Source organism: Wenyingzhuangia sp. IMCC45467, assembly GCF_054111205.1.
This window is the reverse complement of sequence record NZ_CM134196.1, coordinates 3,035,598-3,060,396: the sequence shown is the minus strand read 5'-3', so window position 1 is coordinate 3,060,396 and position 24,799 is coordinate 3,035,598. Positions and strand designations below refer to the sequence as shown.

Sequence of the window (24,799 nt, the reverse complement as noted above, 5' to 3'; positions counted from 1 at the left end):
CAAACTTAATAATCACACATGGTAACTCCTGAAATTATTGAAGCTTCAAAACAATGGCTAACCTCTACTTTTGATGCAGAAACTCAAAAAGAAATTCAAGATTTAATAGACAATAACCCTGAAGAACTTACAGACAGATTCTACAAAAACATGGAGTTTGGAACTGGAGGAATGCGTGGAGTTATGGGAGCAGGAACCAACAGAATTAATAAATACACTTTAGGAAAAGCCACTCAAGGACTTTCTAACTTTTTAATTCAGAACAACCCAAACAAAGAACTAAGTACTGTTATTGCTTATGATTGTAGACATAATAGTAAGGAATTTGCAAAAGTAGTTGCTGATGTTTTTACAGCCAACGGAATTAAAGTTTTTTTGTTTGATGATTTAAGAACTACTCCAGAATTATCTTTTGCAGTTCGCCACTTAAATGCAGATGCAGGAATTGTATTAACAGCATCTCATAATCCACCTGAATACAACGGATACAAAGTATATGGAGCCGATGGTTGCCAAGTAACGCCTCCAAACGATGGATTGATTATTAACGAAGTAAACAAAATTTCTTTTGATAAAATTAAGTTTGAAGCAAACGACAGCTTACTAACTTATATTGGAGAAGAAGTTGACAATGCTTTTAACCAAGTATCTGTAGATAATGGAACTTTTGGAGAGGTTGACAGAAATGCCTTAAAAATTGTTTTTACTGCATTACACGGAACTTCTATAAAATCTGTCCCTCAAGTTTTAGACAAAGCTGGTTTTAGCGATGTGCATATTGTAGAAGAACAAGCTACTCCTAACGGAGATTTTCCTACAGTAAAATCACCAAACCCAGAAGAACCAGAAGCTTTAGCCATGGCTACTGAATTATCTAACAAAATTGATGCAGATATTTTAATGGGATGTGACCCTGACAGTGATCGTTTAGGAATTGCCGTGAGAGATTTAGACGGAAATATGAAGTTGTTAAATGGGAACCAAACCATGATTTTAATGACTGATTTCTTAATCAATCAAAAGAAAAAAGCAGGAAAATTAAACGGAACTCAGTTTACAGCTACAACAATTGTTTCTTCTGAAATGGTAAAAGTTTTAGCTGATCATTATGGAATTGACACTGTTATTACGTTAACAGGATTTAAATGGATTGGAAAAGCCATTGCTGATAACCCTACTAAAGATTTTGTTGGTGGTGGTGAAGAAAGTTTCGGTTACATGATTGGTGATTTTGTTCGCGATAAAGATGCTGTAACTTCTTGTTTGTTAGCTTGTGAAATGGCTGCACATGCAAAAGCTAACAGAACAACTTTATACAAACAATTATTAGACATTTACATCCAACACGGATACTACAAAGAAAGTTTAATTTCTATTACTAAAAAAGGAATGGATGGAGCTGCTCAAATTCAACAAATGATTGCTAATTTCCGTGAAAATCCTATCAAAGAAATTTTAGGTTCTCCTGTAAAGTATGTTTGTGATTATGAAACGTCTATCAAAAAGAATTTAATCACTGGAGAAGAAACAAGTATTGATGTTCCAAAATCTAATGTATTAATTTACCACACAGAAGACGGAACAAAAGTTTGTGTGAGACCTAGTGGTACAGAACCAAAAATAAAATTCTACTTTGGTGTTAAAGGGACTTTAAACAGTCATGACCAAGCGGAATTAGTAGAAGCCCAATTAGATCAAAAAATTAAAGATGTAATTGTGGCCTTAAACCTAAATTAATGAATGAAAAACTTTAAAAGATTTTTAACCTATGCCTTGCCATACAAATGGCAAGGTTTTTTTGCCATTTTATTTAACATATTATATGCCTTGTTTAGTGCTTTGTCTTTTGTGACATTAATGCCTGTATTGAGTGTTATTTTTGGAGAAACAGATCCTATAACTATTAAGCCAGATTTTCCTGGAATTACACATCTAAACAAAGAATATTTAGAAAGTTTTTTAAATTATTTTGTAACTACAAACACTCTTGATAATGGTATTGAAAACACTTTAACTTATATGGTGTTAGGAGTTGTTTTTGTCTTTTTACTAAAAAACATGTTTGGGTATTTAGGAAACATTTACATGATGTTTTTAAAAAATGATGTTTTACGAGATATACGAAATGAAATGTTTGAAAAAATTATTTCATTACCTGTTTCTTTCTATTCAGAAAAAAGAAAGGGAGATATTATTTCTAGAGCTACGGGAGATATTGGAACGGTAAACAATACCTATTTAGATTTAGTCATCACTTTTATTAGAGAGCCTTTAAACATTATTTTTACATTGATCATTATGTTTAATATGAGCTGGAAATTATCTCTTTTTATTTTCACTTTTATTCCTGTATCTGGTTTTGTTATTTCAATCATTACCAAAAAAATTAAAGAACAATCAACTGCTATTTTTCAACAAGGAGGAAATATGTTAAGCAGTCTTGAAGAAGCTATTACAGGATTGAGAATTATAAAAGCTTTTAATGCCGAAACTTTTGTGATTAATAGGTATCACGAATTAAGTAACAAAATTCTTAGGTTAAGTAATAAAGTAGGGAAACGTGGAGCTGCTTCTAGTCCTACAAGTGAGTTTTTAGGAATTGCCACCATTGCTTGTTTACTTTGGTTTGGAGGTAGAATGGTGTTGGTAGGACAATCCATTCAACCAAGTGCCTTTATTGTATTTATGGGGCTGGCTTACAACATACTAACACCTGCAAAAGCCATTTCTAAAGCCAACAACACTATTAGAACAGGGAATGCAGCTGCTGAGCGTGTGATTGAAATTTTAGATAGCACCAATCCTTTGGCAGATCAAAAAAATGCTGTAGAAATTACAGGATTTAATCACGAAATTGTGTTTGATAATATTTCTTTTAAATATGATCAAGAATATGTTTTAAAGAACTTTTCTTTAACCATTCCTAAAGGAAAAACCGTAGCCTTGGTAGGACAATCAGGAAGTGGAAAATCTACCTTAGCCAATTTAATTACTCGTTTTTGGGATGTAAACGAAGGAAAAATTACCATTGATGGAGTTGATATCAAAACCATCAACACCAAATCTTTGCGTGCTCAAATGGGAATTGTAGCTCAAGAAGCCTTACTTTTTAACGATACTGTTAAAAACAACATTGCTCTGGGAGTTAACAATGCTAATGATGATGATGTTATAAAAGCAGCAAAAATTGCCAATGCTCACGAGTTTATTAAAGATATTCCCTTAGGCTACAACAGCCCTGTTGGAGATAGTGGAGGATTACTTTCTGGTGGACAAAAGCAAAGAATTGCTATTGCAAGAGCGGTGTTTAAAAACCCACCAATTATGATTTTAGACGAAGCTACTTCTGCTTTAGATACAGAATCTGAACACTTGGTGCAACAAGCTTTAGAAAACATGATGGAAAATAGAACTTCTATTGTAATTGCCCATAGATTATCTACCATTCAAAATGCAGACGTTATTGTTGTAATGAAAAAAGGAGAAATTGTAGAGCAAGGAAAACACGAAGAATTGATTAATTTAAAAGGAACATATTACAACTTAGTAAATATGCAATCTTTAGAATCATAAACAACTAACACTTCGACTACGCTCAGTGACCAGAATCCAAAAGATTATTATAATAGGTCATCGAGCGAAGTCGAGATGTAGATAGTAAATTCTTTAAAATTTACTGCCTTTGTTCATCTTGTGTTTTAAAAAGTAACTTCAGTAGCTCCTAAACCATACCGTTGATAAGAAGCTTCCTCATATTTTAAAGAGTATCTATTAAAAATACTATATAAGCCTTCTTTTAAAACGCCCTCTCCTACTCCGTGTATAAAAACTATCTTAGGTATTCTGTTTTTAATGGCAAAATCAACTTTGTGTTGAGCCGTGTCTAATTGCTTGTTTAAAATATCACCATTAGACATTCCGCTAGCAGACTTTACCAGTTTTTCTATATGTAAATCTACCTCCATCACCACACCATATTTTTCTTGCTTAGATTTTTTAGAACTCCTTTTACTATTCTCTACAAACAATTCTTTTTGACGTAACATTTTATTATTAATATCAGAGAATTTAGACATTTCTGACTGTTCTACTTTTACTAAAATTAATTGACTTGAGTTATACTCTAACTCAAAGCCATCTTCATCCAAAACCAGCACACTGTTTTTCAATACTTTAGTCACAATCCCTTTAATTACAGAATCTTTTACCAGTACTTTATTACCTAATTCAAGTTTCATTGTTCCTTAATTATATATTAACATATGATAATGACCTACCTACTATATTTGTATTTTATAATGTTAAATTACCTTAAATGACCACCTTACAAAAAGCCAATGTCAAGGATTTTTTTGAAAGAGCTATCAGAACTACAAAGTTAGATATTCAAAGAGAAACTTTACTACAAAATATTGCCAATAAAATTGTAAAAACAATTAATACTAAAGAAAAAGTAAATCTTAACTTTATTTGCACACATAACTCTAGAAGAAGCCAATTTGCACAAGTATGGGCATATTTTGCTATGGAGTATTACAATATTAATAATGGCTTTAGTTTTTCTAGTGGAACAAATACTACTTCATTTTACTCTAGTACGTTAAAAGCTTTGGAAACTTCTGGTTTTAAGTTTAGCTTAGAAGAATTTAGCCATAAAAACCCTAAATACGTAATCAGCTATAGCGGCTGCGATAAAGAAATTATATGCTATTCTAAAGTTGTTGAAGACCCTATAATAGCAATTCCTTTTATAGCCATTACTACTTGTGGGAATGCTGATGAAAATTGTCCTGTTATTTTAGATGCTTCGGCTCGTTTTCACTTACCCTATAAAGACCCTAAATGGAGTGATGATGAAGAAAATGAAAAAGAAGTTTACCTAAATACTTCTAAACTAATTGCTGGAGAAATGGGAATCTTATTCAAAAAAGTACAAGATCAGCTTGTTTAATCCTCTATATATAAATCAAAAAAGCCTTCACAAATTGTGAAGGCTTTTTTTGTACAGGCGGAGAGACTCGAACTCTCACACCTCGCGGCACTAGATCCTAAGTCTAGCGTGTCTACCAATTCCACCACGCCTGCAGTTAAAATCTTTAACGACTGCAAATATAAACAATAGTTACAATTTGCAAAGAGAAATATTATATTTTAGCTATACTTTAATTTTTTATCATGCAAAACATTCATCAATACCTATCCGAACACAAGAAACGTTTTTTACATGAACTTTTTGAACTGTTAAAAATTCCATCAATAAGCGCTGATCCTAACTACAAACCTCAAATTTTACAAACAGCAGAAACTGTGGCAAAATGTTTAACCAATGTAGGTTGTGAAAACATTAAAATAATGCCTACAAACGGAAACCCTGTAGTGTATGCTGATAAAATTATAGACACCAACCTACCAACCGTATTGGTTTATGGACATTATGATGTTCAACCAGCAGATCCTATAGAACTATGGGACACTCCCCCTTTTGAACCGACTATTAAAAAAACAGCAATTCATCGCGAAGGAGCCATTTTTGCAAGAGGAGCTTGCGATGACAAAGGACAAATGTTTATGCACATTAAAGCTATTGAGTTTTTAATTGCTACTAATCAATTACCTTGTAACGTAAAGTTTATGATTGAAGGAGAAGAAGAAATTGGATCACCAAGTCTTGCTCCCTTTATTAAAGAACATACTGAATTGTTTAAAAACGATGTAATTTTAATTTCTGATACTGGAATGATTTCTAACGAACAGCCTTCTATTACCACTGGTTTACGTGGATTAAGTTATGTAGAAGTTGAAGTGACAGGACCTAACAGGGATCTTCATTCTGGTTTTTATGGAGGTGCTGTAGCAAACCCTATTAACATATTAAGCCAAATGATTGCTAAATTACACGATGAAAACAACCACATTAGCATTCCTGGTTTTTACAACAATGTACAAGACATTCCTTTAAATGAAAGAGCTGAAATGGCCAAAGCTCCTTTTAATCAAAAGGACTACAATGCTGCATTAAACATTCATGAAGAATGGGGTGAAAAAACCTTTTCAACATTAGAAAGAAGCACCATTAGACCTACTTTAGATGTCAATGGAATTTGGGGAGGGTATATTGGTGAAGGTGCAAAAACAGTATTGCCCTCAAAAGCATATGCTAAAATATCTATGCGATTGGTTCCTGGACAAGATCCTGAGGAAATCACTCATTTATTTACTGATTATTTTACAAGTCTAGCTCCAAAGTCTGTTAAAGTAATCGTAAAACCACATCATGGAGGAAAAGCCTATAAAACCCCTTTAGATGCCACTGGTTATAAAGCGGCCTACAGAGCTTATGCAGAAACTTTTACCAACACACCAATTCCACAACCTTCAGGAGGAAGTATTCCTATTGTTTCTTTGTTTAGTGAAGTTTTTAAAAGTCATACTATTTTAATGGGATTTGGTTTAAATAGTGATGCTATTCATTCTCCAAACGAACATTATGGTTTGTTTAACTTTTATAAAGGAATAGAAACCATTCCCTATTTTTATAAATATTTTACAGAAATCCATCAACAAAATGAATAACGAACATACATATAAAATTGGTTTAGAGTGGAAAGGAAAACTAACCACCAACAAAAGAAATAAATTAAGTTATGAACGTATTTATGAATTGAGTTTTGATAACAAACCTAATTTAACAGGCTCATCAGATGCTACGTTCCATGGAGACAATACTTTATATAACCCTGAAGAAATGTTGCTCAGTGCACTTTCTTCTTGTTATATGATGTCTTTTTTTTATATCTGTAGTTTAAAAAACATAGAAATTGTAAGTTATAAAGACAATCCTATGGGTATGGTAAAAGTAAACCCTAATGGAAGTGGACAATTTGAAGAGGTACTATTACAACCCTCTATAGCCATTAAATCATGCAAGGCAAAATTAATAGAACAAGCTTTTACCGAAGCACATGATTATTGTTTTATAGCAAGGTCTTGTAACTTTAATATTTTACACAATCCAAAAATAGAATATTGTTAAATATAAATATCTACCATTTTTCGCCAATATTTGGCACGGTGTGCTTCACCATCCCATTCGTGAAATTGGTAGCATATTTCTTTTTCATCTAAAATTTCTTTTAGTTGATAATTACTTTCCAAAAACAAATCATCTTTTCCAATAACCAAAACAATGTCTAAGTTTTTAATATCAGAAATAAGGTTTTGGTCATATAGGTTTTTTAAATATTGATTAGGCATATGATAATACACAAAATCATTATGGTAACCTCCTAGTAAATCATCAAAATAGCCTTTACAAACTGTTAAATCATAACGACCACTCATTCCAACTACCTTACAAAACAAATGAGGATGCCTCATGGCAATATTTACAGCATGATAAGCTCCCAAACTACAGCCTGCAGAAATTACATTAGGATTGTTATTTACCTGATGCATTAAAGGAAAAACTTCTTGTAACAAATAATTTTCATATTGAGAATGCCTGTAAATTCTATGTCCCGGATGGTCGTTTGTATTATAAAAAGTTTCAGTATCAACACTATCAATACAAAAAACTTGTAAAAAACCTTCGTTTATTTTTTGTTCTAAAGCCTGTATTACTTTCCAGTTTTCGTAATCATAAAAACGACCCATTCTAGGTGGAAAAAACAAAACTTTTGCACCAGAATGACCAAAGACTAACAATTCCATTTCTTTTTCTAAGTTAGGACTATACCATTTATGGTATTCTCTTTTCATAGTTTTATTTAAAAAATTAAGACATCTCTAATACAGGAAATGATTGTTTGCTTTTTGAAATAATATCATACCAAACCTTGTAACCTTTTTTATTTAAATGCAAACCGTCCTCTATAAAATAATCTTGATTAGGTTTACCCGATGCATTTAACATAGCATCATAAATATCTATAAAGTAAAAGTTTTTATCTTCTTTTGTTATTTCTTTAATGTTACTATTTGTATAACGAATGCTTCCTTCTAAATACCACCTACTGGGACTTGGCTTAATAGATACAAAAGACACAGGAATGTTTCCGTAATCTTTTCTTATTTGGCTTAGCAATGTTCTAAAAAACATGACTACCTCTTCCGGATGTCTTCCATCACCCAAATCATTATCTCCTGCATAAATCATAATAGCACCAGGCTCTAGTCCTTCAAAATTTTTTTTATAAAACCAAGAACAAGCAGCTAAAGTAGAACCTCCAAACGCCAAATTAACAGGAGAAAATTTTTCAAAAAATGTAGGAATGTCTTCCCATAAATTAAAAGAAGAACTTCCATAAAAAACCATATTGGGTTTATACGTTAACTTTTTCTTTTCCTCTTCTAATCTTTCTAACTCTTCATTATACCAAAACATCTTCTATTTTTTAATCGAGGGCTAAAGTTACTTAAAATTTCTTTTTTGATCTTAACTAACTGAAATTTAACTATTTTATAAAACCTAATTCTTTTTGTTTCTTTTTTGTAAGACCGCTAACTACCAAATTATATGAATGATCTATGTATTCTTTAATGTTATTTGTAGGCATATCAGATGCTAACTCAATAGTATTCCAATGTTTTTTATTCATATGAAATGCCGATGTAACTGATTGATATTTGTCTCTTAACTCAATAGCCAAATCTGGATTGCACTTTACATTTACAGCATGTGGAATTCTTTCCAACCCCACTAAAGCAAACATTTTATCGGCTACTTTAAACACCAATGTAGACTCATCAAATGGAAAACTTTCGGTTACATGGGCTTTAGACACACAATACATTCTTAAATCTTCAATATTCATTTTTTTATTTTCTTAGGATAGAACAGGATGCCTACTAAGATACATTTTGTAAGTTTGTAAATCAAACTTTGCCAATTTTCTAATGATTATTACTACCAATCCTTATACTCAAAAAGAAATCAAAAAATATTCTTTTTTAACAGATGATGAGTTGAATTTACAACTAAATGCCGTTCATAAAAGTTATAAAAATTGGAAGAACATTTCTTTTGATAAAAAGGAATCATTAGGAAAAAACCTAAAAGAATTATTGCTAGATCGTAAACAAGAACTCGCAAATTTGATTAGTACTGAAATGGGGAAACCTATTTCTCAGGCTTTAGCTGAAGTAATTAAAACAAGTACTCTTATTGATTATTTTACGCATAACTCAGCTGCTTTTTTAGAAAACCAAACTTTAGATAACAACACTTATGTTAGTTATCACGCTACAGGAGCTGTTTTTGGAATTATGCCGTGGAATTTTCCGCTTTGGCAAGTATTCCGTTATGCATTTCCTAATATTATGGCAGGAAATGTTTGTGTTTTAAAACATGCTCCAAATGTTACAGGTTGTGCCGAGGCCATTCAACAATTATTTGAAGATGCAGGATACCCTAAACAAGTTTTCACCAATTTAATTATTAATATTCCTCAAGTAGAACAAGTTATTAAACACCCAATTGTACAAGGAGTTTGTTTAACCGGAAGTACCAAAGCAGGTAGTTCTGTTGCTGCTTTGGCTGGAAAATATTTAAAAAAATCAGTATTAGAATTAGGAGGTACAGATGCTTCTGTTCTTTTAGAAGATGCTGATTTTGATACTGCTTTAACTTCTGCTTTTGAATCTAGAACCGCTAACTCTGGTCAAGTATGTATTGCTGCCAAAAGAATTTTTGTTCCTAAAAACAAATTAGCATATGCTATCGATTTTTTTAAACAGAAAATTGCTGATTTAAAACACGGAAATCCTTTAGATAGTAACACCCAAATTGGCCCTATTTCTAAGGCAGAATTTTTACCTGTTTTGCAAAATCAAGTAGCAGAAACTATTAAAAATGGTGCTGAATTAATTGTAGGAGGAAAAATAAACGAACCTTTTTACCAAACTACTTTATTAGTGGTAAACAAAGAGAATCCTATGTTAAAAGAGGAGATTTTTGGTCCTGTAATTTGTATCATTCCTTATGAAAACATCGATAATTTAATTGATGATGTTAACAATTCTGACTACGGATTAGGAACTGCTATTTGGACAAAAAACATTGAGAAAGCCAAAACATTGGCTGCAAAAATAGAAGTAGGTTATGTATCTATAAATTTTAAAGTAACAAGTGATCCTAAGTTTCCTTTTGGAGGAATTAAAAAATCTGGTTACGGAAAAGAATTAGGAGAACATGGTTTAAAAACTTTTTTAAATGCAAAAACCAATACCGTTGCTTAAACCCAAAACAATTCACTAGCAATTCCATCGGCTAAAAACTTTCCTTTTTGTGTAGTTTTTAGCTGATGTTGTTTTAACTCTAAAGTTCCGTTTGCTAAAAAAGGTTCAACCTGTTTTTCTAAAAAAGCACTTGTTTCCAAACCAAAATCTTTAGAAATCTTATTTAAAGAAACACCCCAAATGGTTCTTAAACCTGTCATGATATATTCGTTATACCTATCTTTAATCGTTAATATTTCTTGAGTAGATGGCAATTTATTTTCTGATAAAGATTTAATGTATTTGGTATTATTGGCTACATTCCAACTCCTAATATCTCCATTAAAAGAATGTGCTGAGGGTCCAAAACCTAAATAAGATTTACCTAACCAATAAGAAGTATTGTGTTTAGAATAAGCATTAGGTTTTCCAAAATTTGAGATTTCATAATGATCAAAGCCCGATTGGGTTAACAGCTCAACCAAAATATCAAAATGTTGAGCAGCCAAACTTTCATCAACAGCAGGATATTTTCCTTTTTTAATAAAATCTGCCAAAGCGGTTCCTTCTTCCACCGTTAAAGCGTATGAGGAAATATGTGAAATTCCAAAATCTAAGGCTTGCTGAATATTTTGTTTCCATTCCTGATTAGACAAACCGGGTATTCCATACATCAAATCAATGGTAATATTATCAAAATACTGAGTAGCTGTTTGTAAACATTGTTTGACTTCTTGTGCATTGTGTGCCCTATTCATCATCTGCAATTCTTTTTCTCCAAAAGATTGCACTCCAATACTCAACCTATTAATTTCTGTTTGGGCTAACTCTTGTATTTTATCATCTGTTAAATCATCAGGATTGGCTTCTAAAGTAATTTCGGGAACCTGAATTACTTCATAATTTTCTCTAAGCATTTTGATGATGTTTTTAATTTCATCAACGGCTAAAATACTTGGCGTTCCTCCTCCAAAATAAATGGTTTCTACCGTTTTGTTTTTAAATTCATCAGCTCTTAAAACAATTTCTTGTGCCAATGCTTTTAATAAAGGTTCTTTGTTTTTTAAAGAAGTAGAAAAATGAAAATCGCAATAATGACATGCTTTTTTACAAAACGGAATGTGCAAATAAATACCTGACATTTTTATATTGGTTGTTGGTTGTTGGTTGTTGGTTGTTGGTTGTTGGTTGTTGGTTGTTGGTTGTTGGTTGTTGGTTGTTGGTTGTTGGTTGTTGGTTGTTGGTTAAGAAAGGTAAAATTTTTCAATATCAAAAACGTTTTAATCTTTTTACATTTTACTCCCTTACCTTTTACCAAACAATTATTTCACAATTTTACTTTCATTCTGACTCACAAAACTTGCCCAACCTGTGTAATTTTTTCCACCAACTTTTACTCCACTATTAAAATAATGACAAACAGCTGCTGCCAGACCATCTGTAGCATCTAAATTTTTGGGTAACGTTTTTAAATCTAATAAACTCTTAAGCATTAAAGCTACTTGTTCTTTACTAGCGTTTCCATTACCCGTAATAGCCATTTTTATTTTTTTGGGTAAATATTCTGTTACCGGAATATCTCTAGATAAACCTGCTGCCATAGCAACTCCTTGTGCCCTACCCAACTTTAACATAGATTGAACGTTCTTACCAAAAAATGGAGCTTCAATAGCCAATTCATCAGGGTGATAAGTATCTATCAACTCTATAGTTCGTTCAAAAATTAAGCGTAATTTAACATAAGGATCGCTGTATTTACTTAACAACAATTCGTTCATTTGAACAAATTCCATTTTTTTTCCTACAACCTTAATGACTCCGAATCCCATAATAGTGGTTCCGGGGTCTATACCTAATATGATTTTTTCTACAGCCAATAAAGTGGATTTAACTATTTTAGCAAAGATAGCTAAATTGAATGCTACCATAGTGCATGCTTAAATCAATTCGTAAACATTTTACTTTGCTTAATTCCATATTAAAATATGTGGTAAGTTTTGCTGCCTTATTTTATATAGGTTATAGAATTGTAAGTACAAATTTTAGCTCCGCTGATCTTTATGAATTTTTAAACCCATTTATCTTATTTTTTATTATTCTTTTGTCTTTTGGAAATTGGACTTTTGAAATTTTAAAATGGAAAATTGTGATTCAAACTTTTGATAAAATTTCTTTTAAAAAAGCAACTTATGAGACTTTGGTGGCTTATACCTATGGCTTGATTACTCCTTTTAACTCAGGGAATTATTTCAAAAAAATTCTTTTCTATTCCAAAGAACACAGTAAAAAAATTGTGTTTTTAAATTTATCCAAAGGAATTTATCAAATGACAACCACTATTATTTTTGGAAGTTGGGGAATTTATTATTTAATAGATAACATTGATGCTAGAGCTTTTAATCAACAAACATTTTTAATGATTACTAGTTTTATAGGATTGATTGTTTTTATTCTTTTTAGAAAAAAAATTATAGTTTATACTAAAAGTATTCCTGTAAAAGTTCACTTTCAATTGTTCCTATTTTCAGTAACAAAATTCATTTTCTTTTCTTTTTTATTGATGGTTTTATTACATCAAAACAAATTAGATTCTCTACAATTATACGCTGGAATTTGTGCTATTTATTTGTTAAGTTCTTTACTGCCTATTTTAAATATTTTAGATTTTGCTATTAAAGGAAGTATGGCTTTGTTTGTATTAAATCCTCTAGGATATTCTGAAGCAAACATTCTAATTGCTTATTTTATTCTGTGGATTTGCAATCATGCAGCCCCAGCCATTACAGGAAGTTTTTTACAATTTTATCATCTTAAAAGAGAACAAGTATGATGGTAATAATCCTTTACAGCATAGTAATTCTTGTTTTTATTGTTGGATTGATTCGTTTGCCTAAAACAGAAGTTGATAAAACTTTACCACAACAAAAATTTAGCGTTTTAATTCCTTTTAGGAATGAAGAAAATTCATTGAATACACTTTTAAAAAGTATTCAAAATTTAGAATACAATTCCGAAAACTTTGAAGTTCTTTTAATTGATGACGAATCTACAGACAACTCCGTAAACATCATTAAAAAACGGCAAGATAAAATGCCAAACATTATACTTTTAAATAATAAACGAGTAAGCTATTCTCCTAAAAAAGATGCCATTCAAGTTGGAATCAAAGCTGCGAAGTTTGATTTTATCATCACAACTGATGCAGATTGTGAATTACCTAAAAAATGGTTATTCGCTTATAATACCATTATTCACCAAAAACAAAGTTTGTTTGTAGCAGGACCTATTGCACTTAAAATCAACAAGAATTTTGTGGAACAATATCAAAAATATGATTGTTTAAGTTTAATTGGAATTACCATGGGAAGTTTTGGTCTTCAACAACCAATGATGTGTAATGCTGCCAATATGGGTTTTGATAAAAAAGCGTATCTACAAATGCAATCTCATCAAACCAACATTGCAAGTGGTGACGATGTTTTTAATTTGGAAAATTTTGTAAAAAGCTTCCCTAAAAAAGTACATTATTTAAACACTACGGAAGCACTAGTCGTTACAAAAGCGGAAAATAGCTGGAAAAGTGTAATTCAGCAACGCATACGCTGGGCAGCCAAAAGCACACATTACAAAAGTTTGTTTACCAAATTTGTTGGATTAATCGTTTTAATCACCCAATTAAGTATTCTTATTATGATGATAATAAACCCAGTGCTTGCCTTTTTTATCTGGATTGCAAAACTTGGTATTGATTTTATATTGATTTGGGTAACTGCCGAAAAAACAAATCAATACACTTCCTATTTTTATTATGCATTGACAGCTATTATTTATCCCTTTTTAAATACTTATATAGGAATAAAAGCGCTTTTTGGAGGCTATACTTGGAAAGAAAGAAATTTTAAACGTTAATTATTTGTTTAAAAACTGAGCAACCAAACTATCAGTATTTTTCAACAAATACAAGACTAAAAACATGAGTGCTACTAATAAAATAACTCTAAGTCTATTTGGCTTTTTTCTTTTGGGTCTTTTAATTTCCATTTTTTAAGCTTCTTTTTTTGTTCCTCTTAACATTTCTCTTTTTCCTGGAGGACCAGGCAATCTTTCTACCACAAAACCAACCATTTGCATGGCTCTACGTACACTCCCTTTGGCTGCATACGTCACTATTTTACCACCAGGTTTTAGGGCTTTATACATAATTTCAAAAATTTCTTCAGTCCATAAATCTGGTTGTACCCTAGCTCCAAAAGCATCAAAGTAAATCAAATCATATGATAAAGTATCGGTTATATTATGAAAAAACATTTGACGTTTGGTCAAAGTAAAATTAGGTGTTACTTCTTGTGGTTTGTTCCAAGGAGTTAAGTGCATTTCTTCAAACTTATGCGATAAATTTCTTGTATCTAACTCCGACACATAATTTAAAGCCAGCAACTCATCTTCTCTTACAGGATAAGCCTCTACTCCAACATAATGAATATTACGATTATCTTTTGCTGTTTCTAACAAAGTAATAAAAGCATTTAATCCAGTACCAAAACCAATTTCTAGTATAGAAAAATCATCTTTTTCCATGGCCTTATATCCCATTTCAATAAACACATGATATGCCTCTTGAATAGCACCATGCGTAGAATGATAATTTTCATTCCATGCAGGCAAATGAATGGTCGTAGATCCATCGGAGGTTATGATAATTTTTCTTTTCAAAATGATTCAATTATTGTGGCAAATATAAGTATTATATTTAATGGTTAATTGCCTATTCTATATTGTTTATTTGATTAAAAAACAGAAAACAAATCTTTAAAAAACCTCAATCAAAAACCACCAACTAAAAAGTATTTTTATAGCATACATTACAATTTTTATATTTACTTTTGTTCTTCATAAATATATTTTTTTTACAAACGAAATCATGGGAATTAACAACCAGAACATCACGATTACCAAATCTACTACCACAAAAATTAATGAGGTAGATTTTAGCAATTTATCGTTTGGAGAAAACTTTACAGATCACATGTTTGAATGTGATTATATTGATGGAAAATGGACAAATGCACAAATTAGACCTTACGGTCCTATTTCTCTAGACCCATCAGCTAAAGTATTCCATTACGGTCAAGCAATTTTTGAAGGAATGAAAGCCTACAAATCTGTCGATGGTGCCGTCTGGTTATTTAGACCTGAAGACAACTTAATCAGATTAAACAAGTCTGCAGTTCGTTTGGCAATTCCTGAATTTCCTAAAGATTTATTTTTTGATGGAATGGAGTTGTTGTTAAATATTGATAAAGAATGGATACAAACTACAGAAGGTAGTTCTATGTACATCCGTCCTTTTGTAATTGCAACAGAACCTGGAGTTTCGGCTTCACCAGCCAAACGTTATAAGTTTATGTTTATTTTATCTCCTGCACAATCATATTACAGTGGTGAGGTAAAAGTATTATTTGCTGATAAATATAGCCGTTCTGCTAGTGGTGGGGTTGGATTTGCAAAATGTGCTGGTAACTATGCAGGACAATTTTACCCAACTAAATTAGCAAACGAAGCAGGATATCAACAAGTAGTTTGGACTGATTCTAGTACTCACGAAAAATTAGAGGAAGCAGGAACAATGAATGTTTTCTTTAGAGTAGGTGATACTTTAATTACAGCTCCAACTTCTGACAGAATCTTAGATGGAATTACACGTAAAAGTGTAATTGCCATTGCAGAAAAAGAAGGATATAAAGTTGAAGTAAGAGATATTTCTGTTTACGAAATTGAAGAAGCTGCTAAAAACGGAACTTTGTTAGAAATGTTTGGTGCAGGTACAGCAGCGGTCATCAACCCTATTGTAAGCTTCCATTTTAAAGGAAACGATTATGATCTTCCTAAATTAGAAAATAGCTACGCTTCTATTATCAAAAAGAAAATTACAGATATACAAACAGGAAAATCAGAAGATACTTTCGGTTGGAAATATGCCGTAAGGTCTATCTAAAAAAAGACCTGTAAAACTTAAAAGAGCCTATTAGGCTCTTTTTTTGTAAATTTGTACCTCAAAACTATTGTCATGGACACTTTAGCAAAAGCAAAAGAAAACTTAAATAAAAAAGGGTTTTTAGATATTGATACCAAAGACACTACAGATTATGTAGCAGAAATAAATCGTCTAAAAAAGGAAAAGAATGCCGTAATATTAGCGCATTATTACCAAGAAGAAGCCATTCAAGATATTGCTGATTTTGTAGGAGATAGTTTACAGCTGGCTCAAGAAGCTGCCAAAACAGATGCAGATGTTATTGTTTTTTGTGGTGTTCATTTTATGGCAGAAACAGCTAAAATTTTAAATCCCAAGAAAAAAGTCTTATTACCCGATTTAAATGCTGGTTGCTCTTTAGCTGACTCTTGTCCTCCAAATGAGTTTAGAGCTTTTAAAGCAAAACACCCAGATCATAAAGTGGTAACGTACATTAACTGTTCTGCAGAAATTAAAACAATGAGTGACATTGTTTGTACTTCATCAAACGCAGTAAAAATAATTAATTCTTTTCCTAAAGATCAAAAAATCATCTTTGCTCCAGATAAAAACTTAGGAGATTATCTTAACAAAGAAACAGGAAGAGAAATGCTTTTATGGGATGGATCTTGTATGGTTCACGAAGCTTTTTCAATTGAAAAATTATTGACCTTAGCCGCAGAACACCCAGAGGCAGAAATTATTGCTCATCCAGAATCACCATCACATATTTTAAAAACAGCGAGTTATATTGGCTCTACTGCAGGTCTTTTAAAATACGCTAGAGAAAGTAAAAAAGAAAAATTTATTGTAGCTACCGAAGCCGGTATTTTACATGAAATGGTAAAGCAAGTACCTAACAAACATTTAATCCCTGCTCCTGCAGAAGAAGATAACACTTGTGCTTGTAGTGAATGTTTTTACATGAGAATGAACACCATGAAAAAACTATTCTTATGCTTAAAACACGAGTTACCAGCTATTGAAGTTGAAGAAAAATTAGCAGAAGCAGCATTACTTCCTATCGAAAAAATGTTAGCACTTTCTAAATAAAACATGATTAAAACAGATTTTCTAGTCATCGGTTCTGGAATTGCAGGACTGTCTTATGCCTTAAAAGTTTCCAATCACTTTAAAGAGGCTAATATTATACTAGTAACCAAAGCAGAAAAAGAAGAAAGCAATACTAAATATGCTCAAGGTGGTATTGCCACAGTTACCAATACCGACATAGACTCTTTTGAACAACACATTCAAGACACCCTAATTGCTGGTGATGGTTTATGTGATGAAAAGGTGGTTAGAATGGTAGTTGAAGAAGCTCCTAAAAGATTAGAAGAACTAATTGCATGGGGTACCCAATTTGATAAAACCACAAAAGGTGATTATAGTTTAGGTCGTGAAGGAGGGCATTCTCAAAATAGAATTTTACATCACAAAGATGTTACTGGATCTGAAATTGCTCGTGCTTTGCTAAAAGCTGTTGAAAAAATTCCAAACATCACTTTATTAGAAGATCATTTTACGGTAGATTTTATTACAGATCATCATATTTTAAGAGCTCAAGGTCACGAAAAAACAGTTACCCATAGAGATGATATTACCTGTTACGGAGCTTATGTTTTAAATGAAAAAACACAAGAAATAAAAACCATACAAGCTAAATTTACTTTATTAGCTGCAGGTGGTAGTGGACAAGTTTACAGAACCACCACCAACCCTAAAATTGCAACAGGAGATGGAATTGCTATGGCTTACAGAGCCAAAGCAAAAGTTCAAGATATTGAATTTATTCAATTCCACCCAACAGCTCTTCATCAAGAACCTGCTCAATCTCCTGCATTTTTAATTACAGAAGCAGTAAGAGGTGAAGGTGGTATTTTGCGTAATATCCATGGAGAACGCTTTATGGAAAAGTATGATGAACGCTTAGAATTAGCCCCTAGAGATGTAGTGGCAAGAGCCATTGATACTGAGCTAAAGTTAACTGGTGAAGATTATGTTTATTTAGATTGTACACATATCAATCCTAAACATTTTGTAAATCATTTCCCTAATATTACCAAAAAATGTAAATCATTAGGTATTAACGTTCATAAAGATTTTATTCCTGTAACACCTGCTGCTCATTATATTTGTGGTGGTGTAGCTGTTGACATGAATGGTGAAACTACCATAGAAAACTTATACGCTTGTGGGGAATGCTCTAGAACTGGTTTACACGGAGCAAACAGATTGGCTTCTAACTCTTTAATAGAAGCGGTTGTTTATGCACATAAAAGTTACGAACATGCAATAAACAAATTTGATTCATTAACTTTTAGAGATGATATTCCAGATTGGGATGACACCAACACTTCTTTAAACAAAGAAAAGATTTTAATTACTCACGACAGGAGAGATATCCAAAAAATTATGAGTAATTATGTGGGAATTGTTCGTTCTGATGTTCGCTTACAAAGAGCTGCTAATCGTTTAGAAATACTATATCAAGAAAATAAAGAACTGTACAAAACAGCCAAACTATCTGTTCCTATTTGTGAGTTAAGAAACATGATTACCAATGCTTATTTAATTATTCAAGCATCTATGGAGCGTAAAGAAAACAAAGGCGGTTTTTACAATCAAGATTGTTTATAACCATAAAAACAATATCTTTATATCTATGAGGATTTTAGCATTTATACTATCTTTTATCGTTTTTGTTATGGTAGCTTTGCCATGTACAGATAGTATTTTTAGCTGTATAGATGAAAATGTTAGTACTGAAATTCACAAACCTCATCAAGAACATTCACATAATATTCATGATGAATGCACTCCTCTTTGTACTTGTAATTGTTGTGGAACTTCAATTACCCTTCCTGTATTAATTAGCTTTCTAAAAAACGACATTAAAAACTACAATACTTGTCGTTTTATTTATACTTACCATTATCACTACAAATTTGCCAAAGGTCTTTGGCATCCTCCAAACATTGGTTAAGCTTTTTTATTAGGACAAGTACGTCTTGTCAACACATAAAGTTTAACTAAAATCACACAAATATGTTTGATAACATTATAGCTTATTCAGTTAAGAATAAGTTCATTATAGGGTTATTTATGATGGCTCTTACCATTTGGGGTGTCTTTTCTTTAAGACAAATTCCTATTGATGCAGTTCCTGACATCACCAACAATCAGGTTCAAATTATAACCGTTACACCAACCTTAGCTACTCAAGAAGTAGAACAATTTATTACCACTCCTATAGAGTTGGCTTTACAAAGTCTTCAAAAAACAGAAGAAATTAGATCTATTTCCCGTTTCGGACTCTCGGTAATTACTGTTGTTTTTCAAGAGAATTATGATATTTATTTAGCCAGACAATTGGTTAGTGAACGCTTAAAAGAAGCACAAGGAAATATTCCAAATGGATTGGGAACACCTGAAATGGCTCCCATTTCTACAGGATTAGGAGAAATCTATCAATATGTAGTTAGACCTAAAAAAGGTTTTGAAGATCAGTATAGCGCTACAGAACTACGTACCATTCAAGATTGGATTGTGAAAAGACAATTACTGGGTATTGAAGGAGTTGCCGAAATAAACTCCATGGGTGGACACTTAAAACAATATGAAGTTTCTGTTGATCCATATATTTTAAAATCCATCAACTTAAGCATAACCGATGTTTTTGATGCTTTAGAAAAAAGCAACGAAAATACAGGAGGAGCATACATAGAAAAAAATCCGAATACTTATTATATCCGAGCTCAGGGAATTGCAAAATCTATTACTGATATAGAGAACATTGTAATTAAAAACAAAAGCAACATTCCTGTTTTAATAAAAGATATAGCCAAAGTACATTATGGAAAAGCTCCAAGATATGGAGCTTTGGTTAGAGATGGAGAAGAAGTTGTTGGAGGAAGAGTAATGATGTTTAAAGGAGCCAACTCTGCCGAAGTAACAGAATTGGTTAAAGAAAAAGTGCTACAAATACAAAAATCATTACCAAAAGGTGTTGTAGTAGAACCTTATTTGGTGAGAGACAAACTTATTACAACCGCTATAGGAACGGTAGAAAAAAACCTAATTGAAGGAGGGTTAATTGTCATCTTCATCCTTGTTTTATTACTAGGAAATTGGAGAGCAGGATTAATTGTGGCTTCGGTAATACCTTTTGCTATGTTATTTGCTATATCTATGATGAACCTATTAGGAATCTCTGCTAATTTAATGAGCTTAGGAGCCATTGATTTTGGGTTAATTGTAGATGGTGCCGTAATTATTGTAGAAGCCATTGTACACAGATTACAACTAAAACACACTGGAAAAACCCTGACAAAAAAAATGATGAACAAAGAAGTAATTTCATCATCACAAAAAATTAGAAGTTCTGCAGCCTTTGGAGAAATTATTATTCTAATGGTCTATATTCCAATTTTGGCATTGGTAGGTATAGAGGGTAAAATGTTTAAACCCATGGCACAAACTGTAATGTTAGCCATTACAGGAGCTTTAATTTTATCATTAACTTATGTTCCTATGATGGCAGCTTTGTTTTTAAACAAACACATTAATAACAAAAGAACTTTTGCGGATAAATTGATTAATGCCATTCAAAAAAGATATCAACCGATGTTAGAAAAAGCCTTAAAACATCAAAAAATATTTATTGGAGGCACTGTCATTATATTCATAATCACTTTATTTTCCTTTACCAAAATGGGAGGAGAATTTATTCCAACTTTAGAAGAAGGAGATCTGGCCATGCAACAAATTTTACCTCCTGGGAGCTCTTTAACTCAAAGTATTGAAACCGCTAAAAGAATTCAAAACAAACTATTAAAAGAGTTTCCTGAAATTAAAGATATTGTTTCTAATATTGGTGCTGCCGAAATTCCTACCGACCCAATGCCTGTAGAAATTGCAGACTATACGCTAATAATGAAACCTAAAAAGGAATGGACATCAGCTAGTAGTAGATCTGAAATGTTTGAAAAAATTGAAGCCTCTCTACATAATTTCCCAGGAGTGGGTTACGAATTTTCTCAACCCATTCAACTCCGTTTTAACGAGTTAATGACTGGAACCAAAGCAGATATTGCTATTAAATTGTTTGGAGACAATTTAGACTTACTGTATGAGAAAGCAAAAGAAAGCGAAAAAATTATAAAAACTTTAGAAGGAATAGGAACTGTTAATGTAGAACAAACTGTAGGAATGCCACAAATTGTAATAGATTATAACTATTCAAAACTTGCTCAATATGGTTTGCATATTAGCAATGTAAACAAAATAATACGTAGTGCCTTTGCTGGTGAAAAAGCTGGAATTATTTATGAAGGAGAAAAAAGATTTGATTTGGTAGTCCGTTTAGACGAAAACTATAGGTCTAAAATTGAAGACATTGAAAACTTATTTATTTCATTAGAAAACGGACAACAAATTCCATTAAGCAGCATTGCTACCATTTCTTTAAAAAATGCACCTATGCAAATTTCTAGAGAGAATACCAATAGACGAATTGTGATTGGAGTAAATGTAGGTAATACAGATGTAGAAACTTTAGTTGCTAAAATTCAACAAGAATTAGACAACAAACTCGAATTACCATCAGGATATTATTTTACTTATGGAGGACAGTTTGAAAACTTAAAAGCAGCCAATGCTCGTTTATCTATAGCCCTTCCTATTGCTTTGGGGTTAATTTTTATTTTACTCTATTTTACGTTTGGATCTTTAAAACAAGCAGCTTTAATATTTACTGCAATTCCTTTATCTGCTATTGGAGGCGTTTGGGCTTTACAATTAAGAGGTATGCCTTTTAGTATTTCAGCTGGAATTGGGTTTATTGCCCTATTTGGTGTAGCTGTGTTAAATGGAATTGTACTTATTGGTTACTTAAATCAACTTAAAAAAGAAGGAATGGAAAACATATATAACAGAATTTTAGAAGGCACAAAAATACGTTTAAGACCCGTTATTTTAACTGCTTCTGTAGCCTCACTAGGTTTTTTACCTATGGCTTTATCTACCTCTGGAGGGGCAGAAGTACAACGCCCTTTAGCAACTGTTGTGATTGGTGGATTGATTTCTGCAACATTTTTAACCTTAATTGTATTACCTATTTTATATCAATGGGTAGAAAACTGGAAGCCTAAAAAACTTAAAACATCATTTAAAAATGGTTTAATGATTTTTATATTATGCTCCTTGGGAATAAGCTCACATGCACAAGAAAAAACCATTACACTAGAAAATGCCATACAGATTGCTTTAAAAAATCATCCAAAAATTAAAGCAGCATCATTAGAAATAGAAAAAAATGAATCTTTACAAAACGTTACCTACAATTTAGGGAATACTACTATTGGTTATAAAGGAGATGGTTTATTTGTTAAAAACAACCAACAAGTTAACCAAATTGAAGTGTCTCAAAAGTTTAATAATATTGGAATTTCCAAAGCAAACAATAGTTTGCAAAATGAAATTACACTGCAAAGCACTTTAGAACAAACATTAATAATTAGTGAAGTTTCTTACCAAATAAAACAAGCGTATTATGAATTACAACATCAACAGAAGTTAAAAAATCTATTTGTAAAATTAGAAGCAACTTATACTCAATACAGTAATATTGCCAAAGCTAGAGTAAAAGCGGGGGCAACTAACAATATTGAAGCTTACACGCTACTTTCTAAATTAAAAGAGTATAAATTACTCATAAAACAATCTGATTTAGAAATACAAAATTCTAAAAAGAAACTACAATCTCTTTTAAACAGCAATCATCTGTTTTTAGCTACAAATAACTTTAATAAAAGTGACTTTAACTTTAAAGATAGTACAGTTGTTATTTGGCTAGAAAAAAGCAAACAAAACATTGCCATTGCACAAGCAAAAATGAAAGTAAGTAAAACGCAATTAAACCCTAGTTTTAGCCTTGGTTATGCTGCTCAAAATTTCGTGCAAGGAGGTTGGCTTAGTGGAATTTCTGGAGGTATTAGCATTCCGTTATTCAACAGTCAAACTAAAAGGAGAATAAAAACTCAGGCAATGGAAGTAACCATTGCGGAACAAAATTACAAAAGTGATGTATTAAGTTTTGAGCAAGAAATACATGATGCAAAAAACAAAGTATTATCCTATCAACAAGGAGTTGATTTTTACGAGTCACAAGTAAAACAAGTGAACCCTGAAATGATTAGAATTGCAAAACTTAATTATCAGGCAGGAGAAATATCTTACTTAGAATTATTAAACACTTTACAAATGGTAAGCAATCACGAGCAAAAATATTGGAATCAATTATTAGCCTATAACAATGCTGTAGCTTACTATCAATTTATTACCAATCAACAATAAAATTATGAAAACATATATAAACATCATTTTTAGCACATTACTTATTATAAGTATGATGAGTGCTTGTAAAAATGGAACATCAGACAAACATTTAGAACAAGACAAAACACACGAACATCACGAAGAAGAAAACACTCATTTAAGTAAAGAACAAATCAAAACCATCGATTTACAATTTGGCGATTTTACTAAAATAAAGATAAACCAGTTTATTAAAACAACAGGAGTTTTAGGGTTACCGCCTAATGCCTTTTCTTCTGTAAACGCAAAATATGAAGGAACTATCTCTGGACATAAAAAGTTTATAGAAGGAGATTTTATTCATAAAGGTGAAAATATTGCCTATTTAGAAAATCCTGATTTTATAGTAAAACAACAAGATTTTTTAAAAACCAAAGCACAACTAGAACTTCAAAAAATAGAATTAAACAGGCAACAAGAGTTGATAGATGCCAATGCAGGAATTCCTAAAAATTTACAAACAGCCCAAGCAAAACTAAACATTTTAGAAGCAGAGTTTATGGGATTAAAACAACAATTAAATTATTTAGGCATTGCTACACAGTTTTTAAACGCTAAGAACATAGTACATCAAATTCCAATAAAAGCTCCTATGAGTGGTTTTATTACTAAAATAAATATGTACAACGGTGTGTATGTACAACCCAATATTTCTTTAATGGAAATTGTGGCTAATGATCATATTCACTTAGAGTTAGATGTGTTTGAAAAAGACATTGACAAAATTAAAGTTGGACAAAAAATTAGTTATACTACACCGGCTATCAATCAAGAAATATACAGTGGAGAAGTAAGTGTAATAGGTAAAGAATTTAATGGAACTGCCAAAACAGTTAGAGTTCACGGACACTTAGAAGAAAAGAGGCCTATTTTTATTAAAGACTTATTTATAAATGCTAAAATTTGGTTGAATAATGAAACTGTAAACGCCCTGCCTGAAAGTGCTGTGCTAAAAGAAAATGGTAACGAATTTATTTATGTTGCCAAAATAAATAAAAATAACAGTAATACTGAGTTCTTAAAAATAAACGTAAAATCAGGAGCCACAAATAATGGTTTTACACAAGTTACTCCCATTGATAAAATTCCTGAAAATATGCAAATTGTAACCCAAGGGGCTTATTATGTATATGCACAATCTAAGAATGGAGAATTGAGTCATGAACATTAGCTACATTGTATTTTTAAAAACAA

The 24,799-nt window shown here is 31.7% G+C and carries 22 protein-coding genes and 1 tRNA gene; 14 read left to right on the top strand and 9 right to left on the bottom strand.

The genetic code is table 11. The features are described from left to right. The first annotated feature begins 18 nt into the window (after window positions 1–18). Both ACXGQT_RS13065 and ACXGQT_RS13060 read left to right on the top strand, forming a co-directional pair. The gene (locus ACXGQT_RS13065; RefSeq protein ID WP_457829024.1) at window positions 19–1,737 is read left to right on the top strand and encodes a phospho-sugar mutase; all 1,719 of its coding nucleotides are present in this window, start codon (window positions 19–21) and stop codon (window positions 1,735–1,737) included. Between the two features lie 3 nt (window positions 1,738–1,740). After that, window positions 1,741–3,573, top strand: coding sequence for an ABC transporter ATP-binding protein (locus tag ACXGQT_RS13060; protein ID WP_457829023.1), 1,833 nt, complete (start codon window positions 1,741–1,743; stop codon window positions 3,571–3,573). Between the two features lie 125 nt (window positions 3,574–3,698). Here the strand turns inward: ACXGQT_RS13060 and ACXGQT_RS13055 are convergent, their stop codons facing one another. After that, window positions 3,699–4,238 (bottom strand): DNA mismatch repair protein MutS, encoded by a 540-nt coding sequence (locus ACXGQT_RS13055; protein WP_457829022.1) that lies wholly within the window; start codon window positions 4,236–4,238, stop codon window positions 3,699–3,701. Window positions 4,239–4,315: 77 nt separating this feature from the next. On the opposite strand from ACXGQT_RS13055, the gene ACXGQT_RS13050 reads away from it, so the two are divergent. After that, on the top strand, window positions 4,316–4,951 hold the full coding sequence (locus ACXGQT_RS13050) for a hypothetical protein (RefSeq protein WP_457829021.1): 636 nt from the start codon (window positions 4,316–4,318) through the stop codon (window positions 4,949–4,951). 52 nt (window positions 4,952–5,003) lie between these two features. On the opposite strand, the gene ACXGQT_RS13045 is transcribed toward ACXGQT_RS13050, so the two are convergent. After that, window positions 5,004–5,085, bottom strand: a tRNA-Leu gene (locus ACXGQT_RS13045). Window positions 5,086–5,175: 90 nt separating this feature from the next. On the opposite strand from ACXGQT_RS13045, the gene ACXGQT_RS13040 reads away from it, so the two are divergent. Next, a complete protein-coding gene (locus ACXGQT_RS13040; protein ID WP_457829020.1) occupies window positions 5,176–6,573 on the top strand; it encodes a dipeptidase in 1,398 nt (465 codons plus the stop codon). Further along, on the top strand, window positions 6,566–7,033 hold the full coding sequence (locus tag ACXGQT_RS13035) for an OsmC family protein (protein ID WP_457829019.1): 468 nt from the start codon (window positions 6,566–6,568) through the stop codon (window positions 7,031–7,033). Before ACXGQT_RS13040 ends, ACXGQT_RS13035 begins: the two co-directional genes overlap by 8 nt. On the opposite strand, the gene ACXGQT_RS13030 is transcribed toward ACXGQT_RS13035, so the two are convergent. From ACXGQT_RS13030 to ACXGQT_RS13020, 3 genes are all read right to left on the bottom strand, one after another. After that, a complete protein-coding gene (locus ACXGQT_RS13030) occupies window positions 7,030–7,758 on the bottom strand; it encodes an esterase family protein (RefSeq protein WP_457829018.1) in 729 nt (242 codons plus the stop codon). The genes ACXGQT_RS13035 and ACXGQT_RS13030 overlap by 4 nt on opposite strands. Before the next feature lie 16 nt (window positions 7,759–7,774). Beyond that, on the bottom strand, window positions 7,775–8,383 hold the full coding sequence (locus ACXGQT_RS13025) for a GDSL-type esterase/lipase family protein (protein WP_457829017.1): 609 nt from the start codon (window positions 8,381–8,383) through the stop codon (window positions 7,775–7,777). 70 nt (window positions 8,384–8,453) lie between these two features. Further along, a complete protein-coding gene (locus tag ACXGQT_RS13020) occupies window positions 8,454–8,813 on the bottom strand; it encodes an MmcQ/YjbR family DNA-binding protein (RefSeq protein ID WP_457829016.1) in 360 nt (119 codons plus the stop codon). A gap of 82 nt (window positions 8,814–8,895) precedes the next feature. Between ACXGQT_RS13020 and ACXGQT_RS13015 the strand changes: the two genes are divergently transcribed. Further along, on the top strand, window positions 8,896–10,236 hold the full coding sequence (locus ACXGQT_RS13015; RefSeq protein ID WP_457829015.1) for an aldehyde dehydrogenase family protein: 1,341 nt from the start codon (window positions 8,896–8,898) through the stop codon (window positions 10,234–10,236). On the opposite strand, the gene hemW is transcribed toward ACXGQT_RS13015, so the two are convergent. Genes hemW through ruvC form a run of 3 tightly spaced genes read right to left on the bottom strand, consistent with a single transcriptional unit; the run spans window position 10,233 to window position 12,092 of the window. Beyond that, a complete protein-coding gene (gene hemW, locus ACXGQT_RS13010) occupies window positions 10,233–11,357 on the bottom strand; it encodes a radical SAM family heme chaperone HemW (RefSeq protein WP_457829014.1) in 1,125 nt (374 codons plus the stop codon). The genes ACXGQT_RS13015 and hemW overlap by 4 nt on opposite strands. Window positions 11,358–11,359: 2 nt before the next feature. Beyond that, window positions 11,360–11,482: a hypothetical protein gene (locus tag ACXGQT_RS13005; RefSeq protein WP_457829013.1), complete on the bottom strand. Its 123-nt coding sequence runs from the start codon at window positions 11,480–11,482 to the stop codon at window positions 11,360–11,362. 55 nt (window positions 11,483–11,537) lie between these two features. Then, the gene (gene ruvC / locus ACXGQT_RS13000) at window positions 11,538–12,092 is read right to left on the bottom strand and encodes a crossover junction endodeoxyribonuclease RuvC (protein ID WP_457830823.1); all 555 of its coding nucleotides are present in this window, start codon (window positions 12,090–12,092) and stop codon (window positions 11,538–11,540) included. Window positions 12,093–12,178: 86 nt separating this feature from the next. On the opposite strand from ruvC, the gene ACXGQT_RS12995 reads away from it, so the two are divergent. Both ACXGQT_RS12995 and ACXGQT_RS12990 read left to right on the top strand, forming a co-directional pair. Further along, window positions 12,179–13,045, top strand: a complete 867-nt coding sequence (locus tag ACXGQT_RS12995; protein WP_457829012.1) for a lysylphosphatidylglycerol synthase domain-containing protein — start codon at window positions 12,179–12,181, stop codon at window positions 13,043–13,045. After that, a complete protein-coding gene (locus ACXGQT_RS12990; protein ID WP_457829011.1) occupies window positions 13,042–14,124 on the top strand; it encodes a glycosyltransferase in 1,083 nt (360 codons plus the stop codon). Before ACXGQT_RS12995 ends, ACXGQT_RS12990 begins: the two co-directional genes overlap by 4 nt. A gap of 135 nt (window positions 14,125–14,259) precedes the next feature. On the opposite strand, the gene mnmD is transcribed toward ACXGQT_RS12990, so the two are convergent. Next, a complete protein-coding gene (gene mnmD / locus ACXGQT_RS12985) occupies window positions 14,260–14,928 on the bottom strand; it encodes a tRNA (5-methylaminomethyl-2-thiouridine)(34)-methyltransferase MnmD (protein WP_457829010.1) in 669 nt (222 codons plus the stop codon). A gap of 208 nt (window positions 14,929–15,136) precedes the next feature. On the opposite strand from mnmD, the gene ACXGQT_RS12980 reads away from it, so the two are divergent. The 6 genes from ACXGQT_RS12980 to ACXGQT_RS12955 all read left to right on the top strand — a co-directional run bounded on the left by ACXGQT_RS12980 (window position 15,137) and on the right by ACXGQT_RS12955 (window position 24,776). Next, window positions 15,137–16,210, top strand: coding sequence for a branched-chain amino acid aminotransferase (locus ACXGQT_RS12980; RefSeq protein ID WP_457829009.1), 1,074 nt, complete (start codon window positions 15,137–15,139; stop codon window positions 16,208–16,210). A 72-nt stretch (window positions 16,211–16,282) separates the two neighbouring features. Continuing rightward, window positions 16,283–17,281 carry a quinolinate synthase NadA gene (nadA, locus tag ACXGQT_RS12975; RefSeq protein WP_457829008.1) on the top strand — a complete coding sequence of 333 codons (999 nt, stop codon included), beginning with the start codon at window positions 16,283–16,285 and terminating at the stop codon, window positions 17,279–17,281. A gap of 3 nt (window positions 17,282–17,284) precedes the next feature. After that, window positions 17,285–18,868, top strand: a complete 1,584-nt coding sequence (nadB, locus tag ACXGQT_RS12970) for an L-aspartate oxidase (protein WP_457829007.1) — start codon at window positions 17,285–17,287, stop codon at window positions 18,866–18,868. A gap of 25 nt (window positions 18,869–18,893) precedes the next feature. Beyond that, window positions 18,894–19,214, top strand: coding sequence for a DUF6660 family protein (locus tag ACXGQT_RS12965; RefSeq protein ID WP_457829006.1), 321 nt, complete (start codon window positions 18,894–18,896; stop codon window positions 19,212–19,214). A gap of 62 nt (window positions 19,215–19,276) precedes the next feature. Then, complete coding sequence (locus ACXGQT_RS12960; RefSeq protein ID WP_457829005.1) at window positions 19,277–23,584, top strand: CusA/CzcA family heavy metal efflux RND transporter; 4,308 nt, start codon at window positions 19,277–19,279, stop codon at window positions 23,582–23,584. Between the two features lie 4 nt (window positions 23,585–23,588). Then, window positions 23,589–24,776 carry an efflux RND transporter periplasmic adaptor subunit gene (locus ACXGQT_RS12955; RefSeq protein WP_457829004.1) on the top strand — a complete coding sequence of 396 codons (1,188 nt, stop codon included), beginning with the start codon at window positions 23,589–23,591 and terminating at the stop codon, window positions 24,774–24,776. Window positions 24,777–24,799: the final 23 nt, after the last annotated feature.